This window comes from Stutzerimonas sp. CXK-1 (assembly GCF_057738225.1).
Genome location: NZ_CM173217.1, coordinates 2,099,442 through 2,113,453, shown reverse-complemented (window position 1 = coordinate 2,113,453; position 14,012 = coordinate 2,099,442). Strand labels below are relative to the sequence as shown.

General features: G+C 66.8%; 10 protein-coding genes. 6 read left to right on the top strand and 4 right to left on the bottom strand.

Annotated features, from left to right (window positions below):
- Positions 1–29: 29 nt before the first annotated feature.
- Complete coding sequence (locus tag AC0KXH_RS09845; RefSeq protein WP_061339491.1) at positions 30–1,535, bottom strand: CoA-acylating methylmalonate-semialdehyde dehydrogenase; 1,506 nt, start codon at positions 1,533–1,535, stop codon at positions 30–32.
- Between the two features lie 143 nt (positions 1,536–1,678).
- Between AC0KXH_RS09845 and AC0KXH_RS09840 the strand changes: the two genes are divergently transcribed.
- Entirely contained in the window at positions 1,679–2,605 is a 927-nt protein-coding gene (locus AC0KXH_RS09840) for a LysR family transcriptional regulator (protein WP_041105528.1), read from the top strand.
- On the opposite strand, the gene AC0KXH_RS09835 is transcribed toward AC0KXH_RS09840, so the two are convergent.
- The 3 genes from AC0KXH_RS09835 to AC0KXH_RS09825 form a co-directional block, all read right to left on the bottom strand.
- The gene (locus AC0KXH_RS09835; RefSeq protein WP_488223324.1) at positions 2,578–3,309 is read right to left on the bottom strand and encodes a hypothetical protein; all 732 of its coding nucleotides are present in this window, start codon (positions 3,307–3,309) and stop codon (positions 2,578–2,580) included. The genes AC0KXH_RS09840 and AC0KXH_RS09835 overlap by 28 nt on opposite strands.
- A gap of 102 nt (positions 3,310–3,411) precedes the next feature.
- Complete coding sequence (locus AC0KXH_RS09830) at positions 3,412–6,516, bottom strand: transglycosylase domain-containing protein (RefSeq protein ID WP_488223323.1); 3,105 nt, start codon at positions 6,514–6,516, stop codon at positions 3,412–3,414.
- 130 nt (positions 6,517–6,646) lie between these two features.
- Positions 6,647–6,877 carry a DUF3079 domain-containing protein gene (locus AC0KXH_RS09825; RefSeq protein WP_224109916.1) on the bottom strand — a complete coding sequence of 77 codons (231 nt, stop codon included), beginning with the start codon at positions 6,875–6,877 and terminating at the stop codon, positions 6,647–6,649.
- 307 nt (positions 6,878–7,184) lie between these two features.
- Here AC0KXH_RS09825 and AC0KXH_RS09820 point away from each other — a divergent pair, with 307 nt between their 5' ends.
- The 5 genes from AC0KXH_RS09820 (at position 7,185) to AC0KXH_RS09800 (ending at position 14,008) form a co-directional block, all read left to right on the top strand.
- Complete coding sequence (locus AC0KXH_RS09820; RefSeq protein WP_395763514.1) at positions 7,185–8,723, top strand: MBOAT family O-acyltransferase; 1,539 nt, start codon at positions 7,185–7,187, stop codon at positions 8,721–8,723.
- Between the two features lie 33 nt (positions 8,724–8,756).
- The gene (locus AC0KXH_RS09815) at positions 8,757–10,661 is read left to right on the top strand and encodes an HAD-IIIC family phosphatase (RefSeq protein ID WP_488223322.1); all 1,905 of its coding nucleotides are present in this window, start codon (positions 8,757–8,759) and stop codon (positions 10,659–10,661) included.
- The gene (locus tag AC0KXH_RS09810) at positions 10,658–10,906 is read left to right on the top strand and encodes an acyl carrier protein (RefSeq protein WP_041105524.1); all 249 of its coding nucleotides are present in this window, start codon (positions 10,658–10,660) and stop codon (positions 10,904–10,906) included. Before AC0KXH_RS09815 ends, AC0KXH_RS09810 begins: the two co-directional genes overlap by 4 nt.
- A 3-nt stretch (positions 10,907–10,909) precedes the next feature.
- Complete coding sequence (locus AC0KXH_RS09805) at positions 10,910–11,941, top strand: hypothetical protein (protein ID WP_234458513.1); 1,032 nt, start codon at positions 10,910–10,912, stop codon at positions 11,939–11,941.
- A 120-nt stretch (positions 11,942–12,061) separates the two neighbouring features.
- Positions 12,062–14,008 carry a UvrD-helicase domain-containing protein gene (locus tag AC0KXH_RS09800; RefSeq protein WP_488223321.1) on the top strand — a complete coding sequence of 649 codons (1,947 nt, stop codon included), beginning with the start codon at positions 12,062–12,064 and terminating at the stop codon, positions 14,006–14,008.
- The last annotated feature ends 4 nt before the right edge of the window (positions 14,009–14,012 follow it).

The following is a 14,012-nucleotide window of genomic DNA, read 5'->3' as shown; positions in this document are numbered from 1 at the left end:
GGCCGGCCCGCTGGCCGGCCCCGTGTGGGTTACTTGAGGTTGATGGTGGTGTTGACCGTGGAGCCGACCGCCTCTTCGTCGAACCAGCGTTCGGTGACGGTCTTGGTCTGGGTGTAGAACTGCACCACCTGCTTGCCGTAGGGGCCGAGGTCGCCGAGCTTCGACGCACGCGAGCCGGTAAAGGAGAACATCGGCACCGGCACCGGAATCGGTACGTTGATGCCCACCTGACCGACGTCGATCTCTTCCTGGAAGTGCCGCGCCGCGGCGCCCGAACGGGTGAAGATGGCGGTGCCGTTGCCGTTGGGGTTGGCATTGATCAGCTCGATGGCTTCGTCCATGGTCGCCGCGCCCATCACGCAGAGCACCGGGCCGAAGATTTCCTCGCGGTAGATGCTCATCTCGGCCTTCACGCCGGAGAAGATCGTTGGCGCGACGAAGTTGCCTTTCTCGTAGCCGCTCACCTGCGGGTTGCGACCGTCGAGCTCAAGGGTTGCGCCTTCGGCAACGCCACGTTCGATCAGCCCGCTGACACGATCCAGCGCCGCGCAGGACACCAGCGGGCCGAGGTCGGCACCCGGCTCGGTGCCGGCGCTGAGTTTCAGCGACTTGGCCTTGGCTACCAGGTCGGGAATCCACTGCTGCGCCTCGCCGACCAGCACCACCACCGACAGCGCCATGCAGCGCTGGCCGGCCGCGCCGAAGGCCGCTCCGGCGATGGCGTTGAGGCTCTGCTCCTTGTGCGCATCGGGCAGCACGATGGCGTGGTTCTTCGCGCCCATCATGCATTGCACGCGCTTGCCCGCCTGGGAGGCGCGGTTGTAGACGTGGGTGCCGACCCGGGTCGAGCCGACGAAGGAGACGGCCTTGATGTCCGGATGGTCGCAAATCGCATTCACCACCTCCGGCCCACCGTGCACCACGTTGAGCACGCCCGGCGGCACGCCGGCTTCCAGCGCCAGTTCGCACAGCCGCATGGTGACCATCGGGTCCTGTTCGGAGGGCTTGAGCACGAAGGTGTTACCGGTGGCGATGGCCATGGGGAACATCCACAGCGGAATCATTGCCGGGAAGTTGAACGGGGTGATGCCGGCACAGACGCCCAGCGGCTGCAGCAGGGTGTAGGTATCCACCCCGCTGGCGACGTTGTTGGCCAGCTCGCCGAGCTGCAGGTTACCGATTCCGGCGGCATGCTCGACCACTTCCAGGCCTCGGAACACGTCGCCTTCGGCGTCGGCCAGGGTCTTGCCCTGCTCGGCGGTGAGCATTGCCGCCAGCTCTTTCATGTGCTCGCGGATCAGCTGCTGGTACTTGAGGAAGATGCGCGCACGGGCACCGATCGGTGTCTTGCGCCAGGTCTTGAAGGCCGTCTTGGCGCTGGCCACGGCGCGATCGACTTCCTCGGCGGTGGCGAAGGGAACCTGCGCGAGGATTTCCTGCGTGGCCGGGTTGATCACGTCGCGCCACTGCTTGCTGTTGGACTCGATGAGCTGACCGTCGATGAGCAGTTTGACGGTGGGGATGCTGCCGGTCATGGGACCTCCGCGTGGTCTGTTGTTGTTCTTGTTGCCCGCCGAACCGCGGCGAGGGTGCTGACTTGATCCTAGCTGCGAAAATTCTCATTACAATGCGGCTGGTTGCAGAGTCGCTCTGCAAAAATGCACAGCCGGAGGGCCGGATGGACTGGGACAACCTGCGTTACTTCCTCGAGGTCGCGCGCGCCGGGCGGCTGACATCCGCGGCGCGGCGCTTGAACGTGGACCACACCACGGTATCGCGCAGGCTGCAGGCGCTGGAAAAAAGCATGGGCATGCAACTGTTCGTGCGCGAGCCCGGCGGCTATCGGCTCACCGAGGCAGGGCGCAACCTGCTGCCACGGGTCGAGGCGATGGAAAGTGCCAGCGTCGCCATCCAGCAGTCGCTACCTGATCTGGATCACGGCCTCTCCGGCCAGGTGCGTATCGGCGCGACCGAGGGTTATGGCTCGGTGATGCTTGCCGGGCAGCTGGCCGGGCTGGGCCGGCGCCACCCGCATCTGAACATCGACCTGCTGGCGCTACCGCGCGCGGTGCAGCTGTCACGCCACGAGGCGGATATCGTCATCACGCTTGAACGCCCCGAGCGCGGGCCATTCATCATCACCCGGCTGACCGATTACCTGCTGCGCCTGTACGCGGCACCGAGCTACCTCGACGAGCACGCGCCGATCACCGCGCGCGACGACCTGCAGCGCCACCGCTTCGTCAGCTATGTCGATGACCTGCTGTTTTCCCGCGAGTTGCTGTTTCTCGACGGGTTGGTCGACAGCCGCACCGTAGCGCTGCGCAGTACCAGCGTCCTGGCGCAGCAAGAGGCGGTTGCCGCCGGCGCCGGTATCGCCATCCTGCCGGCCTTCACCGCTGACGCCGACCCGCGCCTGCAGGTGCTGCTGCCCGAGCAGGTCAGCTTCACCCGAACCTTCTGGATGCTAATGCCGATCGAATTCAAGGACGTGGCCCGCATGCGCACCACCTGGGACTTCCTCAAGGAGATGGCGCAGACGCACCAGGCCCGTCTGCTCGGCCAGGCCGCCGGCGCCTACAACCCGAGCAGCACCAGCGCGTAGCCCGCCACGCCAAGCACGAAGGCGCTGAAGCGGCTCTCCCGCTCGGCCGGCAGTTCCTCCTTGAGCACGTTGAGGATGACGCCGCCGGCGAGCAGCGCGATCCAGGCGGAAATCGCCAGATCGGATATCTCGATCACCAAGCCCAGCGCCCAGCCCAGCAGCAGCGCCCCGGCCAGCAGCCAGCGGCCCTTGCGGTCGTAGCGTTGCCGATGGTCGGCCTGCAGGCCGAAGTCGTTGACCACGAAATGCATCGCCATCGCCAGCGTGAACCAGGCCAGGCTGCCGAGGCCGGGCTCCTCGCGGTGCAGCAGCAGGTAGCCGGTGAGCATGTTGTAGGCGGCAAAACTGCTGATATGTATCCAGAACACACCGGCACTCGGCGGGCCGCCGGTGGCCATCCGGCGACGGTGCTCCTTGGCCAGGCGTTCGACGCCGTAGAAACCGACCAGCCCGGCGAGTGCCAGCAGGTACGCGTGGCCCTCGAAGAAGGCGAGCACGCCGCGGGTGCGCTCATCCATCAGGCGCTGCCCCTTGGCGATCTCCGGCAGCAGATGAAGGAACACGTACGACACCGCGACGCCACCGGCGAACGACAGCCAGCGGCTGCGCGGCGTACGGTCAAGGAAGCGCAGCCTGACGCCGAGCAGATGAACCGAGGCAAGCATCAATGCGGCAAGAAAGTTGGCGAGTAAGGTTGCAGACATGGCTCGAATGCGTCGGCCCACCACGCGGGCGTGGGCCGAATCGATGAATGTCTTCCTTTGAAGTCGCTGCCGTCGATACGTTCAGGCGGCGCATGTCCGGTGCTAGCGAGCGGTCGCGGCCTCCGCCATCTGCAGGCGCGGCGTGCACCGGGTGTGTGCGCCATTGGCGAGGTAGGGCGCCAGGATCGGCGCCATGCCCTTGAGCACCTGCACCGGCAGCGCCGAGGTGAAGCGGAAGCTGTCTGCTGCCCGGCCAGGCACGTAGGCCGTGAGGGTGCCGAAGTGATCGGGGCCCAGGTAGAACACGAAGGTCGCGGTGCGGTTCATCGCCAGCGAGCTGATCAGCCGGCCACCGGCGCCGACCGTGTCGATGCGGTTGTCGCCGGTACCGGTCTTGCCGCCGACCGGCAGCGTGCTGCCATCCTCGCGCACAAAGGTGCCCTGCAGGCGCCGCGCCGTTCCTCCCTCGACCACCAGCGCCAGGGCTTCGCGCAGGGTAGCGGCGACTTCGCTGGGCAGCACGCGCTCGCCGGCGCCACCGGCCAGGCGCAGGCGGGTTTCGTAGGGCGTCTGCGCAGCGAAGTCCAGGCTGTCGATCCGCACGCTCGGCAGCCGCACGCCATCGTTGAGGATGATACCCATCAGCTCGGCCAGTGCAGCCGGACGGTCACCCGAGCTGCCCAGCGCGGTGGCCAGGGAGGGCACCAGGCTGCCGAAGGGGTAGCCCAGACGCTGCCAGCGGCGATGGATGTCGGTGAAGGCTTCGACTTCGAGCATGATGCGGATGCGGCTGTCGCGAGCGCTCTTGTGCCGGCTGCGGAACAGCCAACCGTAGACCTCCTGGCGTTCGGCGCGGCTGGCGGCAACCACCTCGGACAGGCTCGCCTCCGGGTGTGCCGTCAGGTAGCCGAGCAGCCAGAGATCGAGCGGGTGCGTGCGGGCGATGTAGGCCTGGTCCGGCAGGCTGAACTGGCCGGGGCCATAGCGGGTATAGAGCTCGTCGAGCTTCTTCTCGCTGAGCCTGGCCTCCGGCAGCCGGTTGGCCAGGAAGGCCGAAAAGGTCGTGCGGTCGGCGTCGGGCATGAGGTAGCGGTGCACCGCCGCGAGGCGTACCGGCGTGGGTCGCATGCCCTGCAGAAAGGTCTCGATGCGCTCGCGCTCGCTCTGCCCGCGGTACTTGCGCCAGAACCGCTGGAGGAACACCGAGCCTTCGCGGTCGGCGAAGCGCGTCAGGTATTCCAGCCGGCGCGGGTCCTTGTCGTTCTTCAGCAGTTCGGCGCTGTTGATCTCTTCGTAGGTGCTGAAATTCACCAGGTCGCGCATCAGCCGCACGAAGGGCAGGTTGATCGATTCGCGCAGGGCCTCGCGTACCGTCGGGATGCGGTGGTCGTCTTCCCGACGGAAGTTGTTGAAGTGGTGCAGACCGGCGCCGGTAAAGAAGCGCTCGGCCGGGCTCGCCGAATAGCGCCGCTCCATCGCCGCATCGAGCATCCTCGCCAGGCTACGGTCGCTGGTCTGCGCCAGGTAGGCGACGGCCCAACGACCGAGCGTGGTGCGAGCCTGCGTCGCGCGCAGTTCGGCGCTGCTCAGGCTGGCGTAACGCGCGTGCAGCTCGGCGATCACCTCGAGATAGGTGGTCAGCACGCGCAGCTTGGCAGTGGAGCCCAGCTCCAGCTTGCTGCCCTCGTTGATGTCGAACGGCTGATTGGTGTTGTCGGTCTGCACGCGCACGCGGAAGCCCCCTCCGGCACGCTCGAACAAGGTGAAGCTGTAGCGGACGTCGGCGGTTTTCTCCGGCGAGAGCATGCGATCGCCAAACAACCCGACCTGCTCGGCGAAGGCCGGATCGGCCAGTTTCAGCAGGTAGTCGCTGATCTGCTCCTGCAGCGCCCCCTGCAACGGCGTGGTCGCCGTGAGGTCGAGCCGATCCAGGTCATAGAGCGGCAGGTTCAGCAGACCGGCCAGGCGCGTGCGCGCCACGCTGATGCCCTTGCTGGCTTCCACCGGGCGGATCGCCGGTTCACGGTCCAGATCACGAAAGCTCACCTGCTGGCGCAGCGCCGTGTCGCGCAAGGCGGTATCGATCACGCCGCCCCCGGCGAGCAGGCGCAGATGGCTGTCGGTCAGGGCAGCCAGCTCCTCCCGGCCGGCGCCGAGATAGTAGGAAGGCCGGCGCTGGGCGATCAGCAGCGAGAGTACCTGGCGCAGCGCGAGCCCGCGCGCCGCGTCATCCTCCGCCTGGCTCGAGGCGAGCAGACGATTGACCTCGTCGAAATCGGCGCCGAACCAGACACGCAGGCCATCGGCAATGCCATGGATTTCGCCATGCCCCGGTGCCGCCGACAGCGGCACACTGTTGAGGTAGTCACGCAGGATGCGCTGGCGCGCCGCCAGTGTCAGCGGGCCGTCCAGGTAGGCGCGCACGCTGGCCGAGACCATCTGCCGCAGCTTTTCCTGCGGGTCGCCGGTGCGGCCCTCGGGCGAATGGCGATATTTCTCGACCTGGGTGGCGAGGGTGGAACCGCCGGCGGCCTGTCCGGGCAGGCCGAGGCGGCTCTCCAGCTGGCTCAGCGCGGCCTTGGCGAAACGCGGCCAATCGACGGCGGGGTTGGCATGTGGCCGCTGCAGATCGAGCAGACCGCGGTCTTCGATGAACAGCAGGCTGAGCGAGACAAGCGGGGGAATGTCTTCGAAGCGGGCGTAGAACTGGTGCGGGTAGCGGTTGGCGTACAAGGGCTCGCCGCGACAGTCGTGGATCGTCAGGCCAACCTGCGATCGCTCGGCATAGGGCACGAAGAAGCCATGGTCGGCGTAGCTCAGCAGGGCGGGCGAAAAGCGCGCCTGGGCCTGGACCTCGTAGCCGCGCTCGGTCAGCCGGGAGATGTGATCGGGCAGGGCGACGTAGCCGAGGCGGCGGTCGAACGGTCCTTCTTCGGGGAATCGAATGGCGTCGCTCGGCCCCGGCTCGAGGGCATAGGTCAGCGTCGCGGCGTAACGGCTGAGCCAGCGGGCCTGGATCTTCGAGGTCTGCATCTCGTGCCAACCGGCGTAAGCAAACGCCACGAGCAGAAACAGCCCGAGCGACCAGCCGAGCCGCCGTGCAGTCCGCCGGCGGCGCCTGCGCCGTTTGTCCGAATCTGAAGAGGGCTCAGGAGCGCGTGTCGAACGCCCTTCCGCCGAAGTGGAGGACCGCCATACTGCGCCCATTTCACCGTGCCTGGCTGTCTGTGAATCTAACGACAAGCCTAGCCGTTCGGCGGCGCGGCGTTTGTACCGCTAGACGAACGGAACGGCGCAGGCGATTGGCCAGCGGAGCAGGGCAGAGGCGCTTGGTGACTCAGTGCGAGCGGGCGATCAGCTCGGCAGCGGCAGGCCGGGTCGACTTGTCTTCCGGGACTTCGATGTTCCAGTCGCCGATCTCGTACCAGTCCTCGCCCAGCATTTCGGCTGGGTGCATCGTGCGGCTCGCGCCATTGCCGCAGCCCAGCGAATCGGCCGGGCAGTAACGGTCACAGCCCCAGCAGATGCGCTCCGGGTGCGGTGGGTTGAGCGGGAACTTCTTGGCCATGACGGGCGGCCTCCGGCGGGATCCGAGGGGGAGCTTCAGGCTACGCGTCACGCCCCCGGACAGACTTGATCACGCTCAAGTCCAGAGGCCGTTTCGGCCCTCTCGTCGGGTGGCGGAACGACGTCACTGACAAATATCAAGCGCTCGTCGAGGGCCTGAAACTTTCTCTCACACTTCCCTGTCACTTTCTGGGTCGGTGGTGACTGCACGGTTCAGGCCCCGATACGGGCTGAGCCCCGTTGCGGAATTGGTCCAGGCTCCCTTGGAGCTGGTGTCGGTCACATGGAAACCCGGGGGAGTCAGGAAGATGCTCTTCAATTCTGCAGTGTTCATCGGCGTGTTCCTGCCGATCGTGCTTCTCGGCTTCATTCTCCTGGCCGGCAGCGGACGGCAGCGTGCGGCGGCGGTGTGGCTGGTGCTCGCCTCGCTGGTGTTCTACGGCTGGTGGAACCCGCTGTACGTGCCCTTGCTGGGCGCAAGCCTGGTCTTCAACTACCTGCTCGGCGGCTTTCTGGTACGCCGGCCGTCGCGTGCGGTGCTGGTGTTCGGTGTGGCGGCCAACGTACTGCTGCTCGGCTATTTCAAGTACACCGGCTTTCTCTTCGGCACGCTGGATTCGGTGTTCGAATTTAGCTGGCAGATCGAGGACATCCTCCTGCCGCTGGCCATTTCCTTCTTCACCTTCCAGCAGATCGCCTACCTGGTCGACGCACACGATGGCGAGGTGCAGGAGCATGACTTCGTCAACTACTGCCTGTTCATCACCTTCTTCCCGCAACTGATCGCCGGCCCCATCACCCACCACGGCGAGATGCTCGAGCAGTTCAACAATCGCACCACCTTCCGCCCGCGGGTCGATTTCATCGCGCTGGGCGCCACGGTGTTTCTGCTCGGGCTGTTCAAGAAGGTGGCGATCGCCGATACGCTCGGGCAAAAGGCGACTCCTATCTTCGAGGTGGCGGCCAGCGGCGCGATTCCATCGTTCTACGATGCCTGGACCGGGGCGCTGACCTACACGCTGCAGATCTACTTCGACTTTTCCGGCTACAGCGACATGGCCATCGGCCTGGCGATGCTGTTCGGCGTGCGCCTGCCGATGAATTTCAACAGCCCGTTCAAGGCACGCAACGTCATCGAATACTGGTCGCGCTGGCACATGACGCTGACGCGCTTCCTGACCGCCTATATCTACAACCCCATCGTGCTGCGAGTGACGCGCGCGCGCATGGCCGCCGGCAAGCCACAGCCGCGGCGGGGCAAGATGACCCTCGGCACCTTTCTCGCACTGGTCGCCTACCCGACGGTGTTCACCATGTTCGTCTCCGGCGTCTGGCATGGCGCAGGCTGGCAATTCGTGGTGTTCGGCCTGCTGCACGGCTTTTACCTGGTGGTCGCGCATGGCTGGCGCGCCTACAAGGTGCGCCAGGGCTGGAAGGTCGATAGCGACAACCCGCTGCATCAGGTCGTTGCGGTGCTGTTGACCTTTGGCTGCGTGGTGGTCGCCATGGTGTTCTTCCGCTCGGCAGATGTGCCGGCCGCGCTCGCCGTGCTCAGCGGCATGCTCGGGCTCAGCCCGGAAACCACCCGAATGGACCGCTCGGACTTCGCCATGATCGGCGCGCTGCTGCTGTTCGTCTGGAGCATGCCGAACGTCGAGCAGTGGATGGGCCACTTCCGCACGGCGCTGAACTTCCGCGCCGAGGGCCACTGGCTCGAACGCCTGGTGCCGGCTGCCTGGTGGCGCCCGGCACCGGCCATTGGCGTAGCGGTCGGGGTGCTCGGCTTCTTCGGCCTGGCGATCGCCTTTTCGGTTGCGCCGACCGAGTTTCTCTACTTCCAGTTCTGACGACTGGCTTCAGCCACCCCTACAGGAGCTCGCATGGAACAGCTGCTCTGGTTACCGCCGCACGCCGATATGGGCGCTGCGATCAGCCAAGCCAAACAGGAAACCGACCCCCTCGCGCGGTTGCAGCAGGCCGCGCGGCTGGCCGGCTACCGCCGCGATTTCACCCAGACGGCCAAGCTCGACCGGCTCGCCGCCGCGGGCCTGCAGGGGCCGGCGCCACAGGGCTTCACGCCGCTGCGCATCGCCTTGCTGTCGTCGCACACCGTCGATCACCTGCTGCCGGCGATTCGCGTGGCCGGGCTGCAGCGGCGGCTGGCGCTTTCCCTGTTCGTCACACCCTATGGCCTCTACCGGCAGGCGCTGCTGCTCGACGACCCGCAACTGGCCGAATTCGCGCCCCAGCTGGTGGTGCTGGCGCTGGATGCGCGCGATGCGCCGCTGCAACTGCCGCTGACCAGCGGCCGCGAGGAGGTCGACGCGGCGATCGCCGCGCGGGTTGACGAGCTGCGCGGCCTGTGGCGCCGGGCGCGTGAACGCTTCGCCGCGCAGGTGGTGCAGCAGACGCTGGTACCGGTCGATCCGCCGCTGTTCGGCTCGTTCGAGGCGCAGGTCCCCGCCGCGCCCTTTGCCCTGGTGCAGCGGCTGAACGAGGCGATTCGCATGGCCGCGCGGGAAGAGGGCGTGCTGCTGCTCGATCTGGCCTGGCACGCGGCCGACGGCAGCTACGGCAACGGCCTGGCCGACCCGGCGCGCTGGCATCAGGCCAAGCAGCTGGTCAGCCCGGAAATGGCGCCGCTGTATGGCGACCATCTGGCGCGGGTGGCTGCGGCCAGCGTCGGGCTTTCGCGCAAATGCCTGGTGCTCGACCTGGACAACACCTTGTGGGGCGGCGTGATCGGCGATGACGGCCTGGAGGGCATCAAGCTCGGCGCCGGCAGCCCGAGCGGCGAAGCCTATGTCGCGTTTCAGCGCTACGCGGCGTTGCTCGCCCAGCGCGGGGTGATTCTTGCCGTGTGCAGCAAGAACGATGCGCACGTCGCCGAAGCCGCCTTCGAGCACGTGGAAATGGCGCTCCGACGCCGCGACATCGCGGCCTTCGTCGCCAACTGGGAAGACAAGGCCGGCAACCTCAGACGCATCGCCGCAATGCTCGACATCGGTCTGGACAGCCTGGTCTTCGTCGACGACAACCCCGCCGAGCGCGACATCGTGCGCCGCGAGTTGCCCGAAGTGGCGGTGCCGGAGCTGCCCGACGATGTCGCCGACTACCCGGCGCGGATTGCCGCGGCCGGCTATTTCGAGGCGGTGTCGTTCACCGCGGACGATTCGGCGCGGGCGCAGAGTTACGCCGCCAACGCCGAACGCAAGCAGGCGCTGAACCAGGCCACCGACATGCAGGGTTACCTGCGCGGCCTGGAAATGGTCCTCACCGCCACACCCATCGGTTCGGCCGAGCTGGCGCGCGCGACTCAGCTGGTGAACAAGACCAACCAGTTCAACCTCACCACCCGGCGCTACGGCGAAGCCGAAGTGCAGCGCCTGGCCGAAGATCCGGCGGCGGTAACGCTGGCGATCCGCCTGCGCGACAAGTTCGGCGACAACGGCCTGATCAGCGTCGTGCTGGCCGCTCCGCACGAGGCGCTGGCCGCTGACGAGCTGTTGATCGACAGCTGGCTGATGAGCTGCCGGGTACTCGGCCGGCAGGTCGAGGAGGCCGTGCTGCAGGTGCTCGCCGAGGCCGCGCGCGCGCGTGGCTACGCGGCGCTGGTCGGTGAATACCTGCCCACCGAACGCAACGGCATGGTCGCCGAACACTACCCGCGGCTCGGCTTCGAGTCGCATCCCCACCCACTCGGTACCGGCGATGACGCCACCTTCTGGCGCCTTTCGCTGGCCGAGTCGATTCAACCCCGCCATTTCATCGAGGTGCAGGCATGAACGAAAAGGACATTCTCAACGCGCTTACCGAGGTGTTTCGCGACGTGTTCGATGACGACGACATCGTGCTCACACCCGACACCACGGCAAACGACATCGACGGCTGGGACAGCCAGACGCATGTGCTGCTGATCGTAGCCGCCGAGCAGCGCTTCGGCGTCAAGTTCCGCACCGCCGAGCTCGAGTCACTGAAAAACGTGGGCCACTTCGCCGAACTGATCCGCGCCAAGCTCGACAGGGGGTAAATCATGGCAAGCGCCGCCGAGGTTCCCAAGGGAAAGGGGGTCGCACAACCGGCGCAGGGCGCCGCATCGGGCATACCGGCCAGCTACCTGGGAGCGCTGATTGCCGGCGCGCTTGGCGCGCTGGGCGGTTTTGCGCTGCTGCTGGCGCTGCTGAACAACACCGGCAACCTGCCGCCACCGGCGTTTTCCAACAGCCTGTGCGTGGACGAGAAGTTGAGCTTTCTGCGTGAGCGCCCGGTTTATGCACCCGATCTGCTGGTAGTCGGTTCGTCGGTCGCCTGGCGCCACGTCGACAGCAGCGTGTTCAAGGCCCAGTCGCTGGCAACACAGCCGCTGAATGCGGGTTTCTGCGGCCTGCACGCGAACCAGAGCGCATACGTCGCCAACTGGCTGCTCGACCGCGAGCCGACCATTCGCCAGGTCGTGATGGTGGTCGATCCGATCGATTTCGCAGGCTGCTGGCGCGTACCGGATGCGGTCTTCAATCGGCAGGACGCCGATGCCTACGTCTACGGCCAAGTCTCGCCTTGGGCCTATTACCTGCGTTACTTCGACCCGCGCTCGCTGCTGCGCAATTCGCTGACGGTCAAGGACCAGCGCGCCAACCTGATCGAGTGGGACCCGCTGGTGTTCAGTCGTTTCGGCGATGGGCCGCTCGAGCCGCAGGGTGACCGCGGGCTGTTCTACGGCAAGCCCGAGGCGCTGGATGCGGGCTGCTTCAAGGCGCTCGCCGGGCTGGCCGGGCGGCTAGAGAGCGAAGGGCGCAAGCTGCTGGTCGTCTCCACTCCGCTGCACCCGGACTGGAAATCCACCTATGACCCGGACGGCAGCTTCGTTCGTGGCTTCGACAGGCGCCTGGAGCAGGCACTGGCGGGTACCGACGGGCGCTACTGGAACGCCGACCGTGAATGGTCGGCACCAGAAGATGGCTTCGTCGATGCGATCCACCTGCGCTGGAGCGCCGCCCAGCAGTTCTCGCTGGCTCTGGCCTCGCAGCTGCAAGTGGACGACCGCGACAAGGTCGCGGGCAACTGAGCAACGTTGCGCCGGCCGACATGGCGGGCGAATCGACCGGCTGGGCGACGGAGCGCCGCCCAGCCGAAAGGAAAAGCCGTACCATAGCCGGCCCCTTCGTCTCGGCTTGTTTGTGTGTTCATGTTGTCGACCGTCAGACGCTACAAGGCACTGGTTTCCGGTGCGCTTTCCCGCTGTTTTCCCCGCACCACGGCTTACCTGAAAAGCGAGGACGATGCGCTGTTCCGCCGCTGGCCCAAGGCTGCCGAAACGGGGGCGGGCAAGCGCGAGGCCACCGCCAAGCCGGGCGCGCCGCGCCGCAAAGGCAAGAAGGCGACAGCCGAGAAAAAGGCCGCAGCCGACAAACCTGGCGGTGGACGCGGCGCACGCCGTAGCGCAGGCATCTACCCGAGCCGGGCGCTGGAGGTCGCGCCTGGCCAGGTAGCGGCGATGCGCGAACGTGCCGCGCAGGCGGTGCAGGCCGGGGTCATCTGCGCGCCGTCGGATGAGCAGTGGCGCATGATTCTCTGCGACAGCCCGCTGACGCGGATCTTCGCCGGCGCCGGCTCGGGCAAGTCGACCACGCTGGTGCTGCGGGTGGTGTTCATGCTCAGCCACCTGCAGGTGCCCGTCGAGCGCCTCACGGTGATTTCCTTTACCAATGCCTCCTGCGCGCAACTGCGCGAGCAGCTGATCCGCGTGTTGGCGTTCTGGGGGGTGCCCTTTGATGAGGCGCAGGCGCGCCAGTGCGTGCGGACCTTTCATTCGGCCATGGCGCAGCTCGCCCGCGAGGTACTGGGCGAGCCGAGCTGGTTCGAGCAGATGGATGAGCGCGCACCGGGCGAGCCGGACAACCCGCTGGCCTCGGCGCGCCTGCGCAGCGCGCAGCAGCGCTTGCTGAAGCAGGTCTACCAGCGGCTCTACCGGGATGACGCGACCTTTCGCGAGCAGGTAGGGCGCTTGCTCGGGCAGGCACCCGTGGATGCCAAGGCGCCGATGGACACTTTGCGCCTGGCCGGGGAGTACCAGGCCAAGCCGTTGTTCGAGGCCTTGCACGCCCAGCTGGAGTTCTGCGAGAGCATCGCGCTGGATTTCGCCACCCTCGATACGCAGCGCTTGCCAGGCACACCCCGTGAGCAGGACTTCGTAGCGGCACTGGCGCGCTTTCGCGAGGCCTTCTACGCCACGCTCGAGAGCAAGGGCCTGACGACCTTCAACCGGGCCTTCGCGGCACTGACCGAGCGCCTGGCGCAAGGCACGGTCGCGGCGGCGCCGCTGCAGCGCTTTCAGCACCTGTTGATCGACGAGTTCCAGGATATTTCGCCGCAGATCGTGCGCTGGCTGCAGGCCTTGCATCGGGCTTTGGCGGGCAGCGAGGCGGTCAGCCTGATGGCGATCGGCGATGACTGGCAGTCAATCTATGGCTGGCGCGGCAGTTCGCCGGAGCTGTTCATCGACTTCGATCGCCACTTCCCGCGCAAGGGCTCGGCCAAGAGCACGGTGCTCAAGCTGGAAACCAACTATCGCTCCATCGAACCGGTGATACGCGACGCCGAGGCGCTGCTTGACGAGGTGCGGCTCAAGCAGGCCAAACGCAGCCGCGCCGGCCGTTCGATGCAGCCGGGCGACCACGGGGTGAAGCTGGTGATCGGCTTCGACAGTCGTCGGCAGTTGCCCGCGCTGATCGAGGAGATCCGGCGGCAATGCACGCATGTGGCATCGCGCACCGGCGCCGACCGCACCGCGGTGTTGTTGCTCAGCCGGCGCAACGAGCCGTTGCAGGCGATCCAGGGGCAGCTGCAGGCGGGCCTCCCGGTCAAGGCCATGACCATCCACCGGGCCAAGGGGCTGCAGGCCGAGGTCGCCATCATCGTCGACGATTGCCTACCGAGCGAACCGCACCCACTGCGCAATGCGCTGTACGCCGCCAGCGGATTCTTCGGCAACAGTTATGACGAGGCGATGGCCGACGAGGGCCTGCGCCTGGCCTATGTCGCCGTGACTCGCGGCGTCAGCCGGGTGCTCTGGTACACCGGCCGCGTGCAGGGCGCCACGCGCATCTTGCAGCAGCGCCAGGTTCGTACGTAAAGCG

What these genes read in the sequence shown, in the direction of transcription:
- AC0KXH_RS09840 (WP_041105528.1), top strand. Translation starts at nt 1,679, where the DNA reads ATGGACTGGGACAACCTGCGTTACTTCCTCGAGGTCGCGCGCGCCGGG.
- AC0KXH_RS09815 (WP_488223322.1), top strand. Translation starts at nt 8,757, where the DNA reads ATGGAACAGCTGCTCTGGTTACCGCCGCACGCCGATATGGGCGCTGCG.
- AC0KXH_RS09845 (WP_061339491.1), bottom strand. Translation starts at nt 1,535, where the DNA reads ATGACCGGCAGCATCCCCACCGTCAAACTGCTCATCGACGGTCAGCTC.
- AC0KXH_RS09835 (WP_488223324.1), bottom strand. Translation starts at nt 3,309, where the DNA reads ATGTCTGCAACCTTACTCGCCAACTTTCTTGCCGCATTGATGCTTGCC.
- AC0KXH_RS09810 (WP_041105524.1), top strand. Translation starts at nt 10,658, where the DNA reads ATGAACGAAAAGGACATTCTCAACGCGCTTACCGAGGTGTTTCGCGAC.
- AC0KXH_RS09820 (WP_395763514.1), top strand. Translation starts at nt 7,185, where the DNA reads ATGCTCTTCAATTCTGCAGTGTTCATCGGCGTGTTCCTGCCGATCGTG.
- AC0KXH_RS09800 (WP_488223321.1), top strand. Translation starts at nt 12,062, where the DNA reads ATGTTGTCGACCGTCAGACGCTACAAGGCACTGGTTTCCGGTGCGCTT.
- AC0KXH_RS09830 (WP_488223323.1), bottom strand. Translation starts at nt 6,516, where the DNA reads ATGGGCGCAGTATGGCGGTCCTCCACTTCGGCGGAAGGGCGTTCGACA.
- AC0KXH_RS09805 (WP_234458513.1), top strand. Translation starts at nt 10,910, where the DNA reads ATGGCAAGCGCCGCCGAGGTTCCCAAGGGAAAGGGGGTCGCACAACCG.
- AC0KXH_RS09825 (WP_224109916.1), bottom strand. Translation starts at nt 6,877, where the DNA reads ATGGCCAAGAAGTTCCCGCTCAACCCACCGCACCCGGAGCGCATCTGC.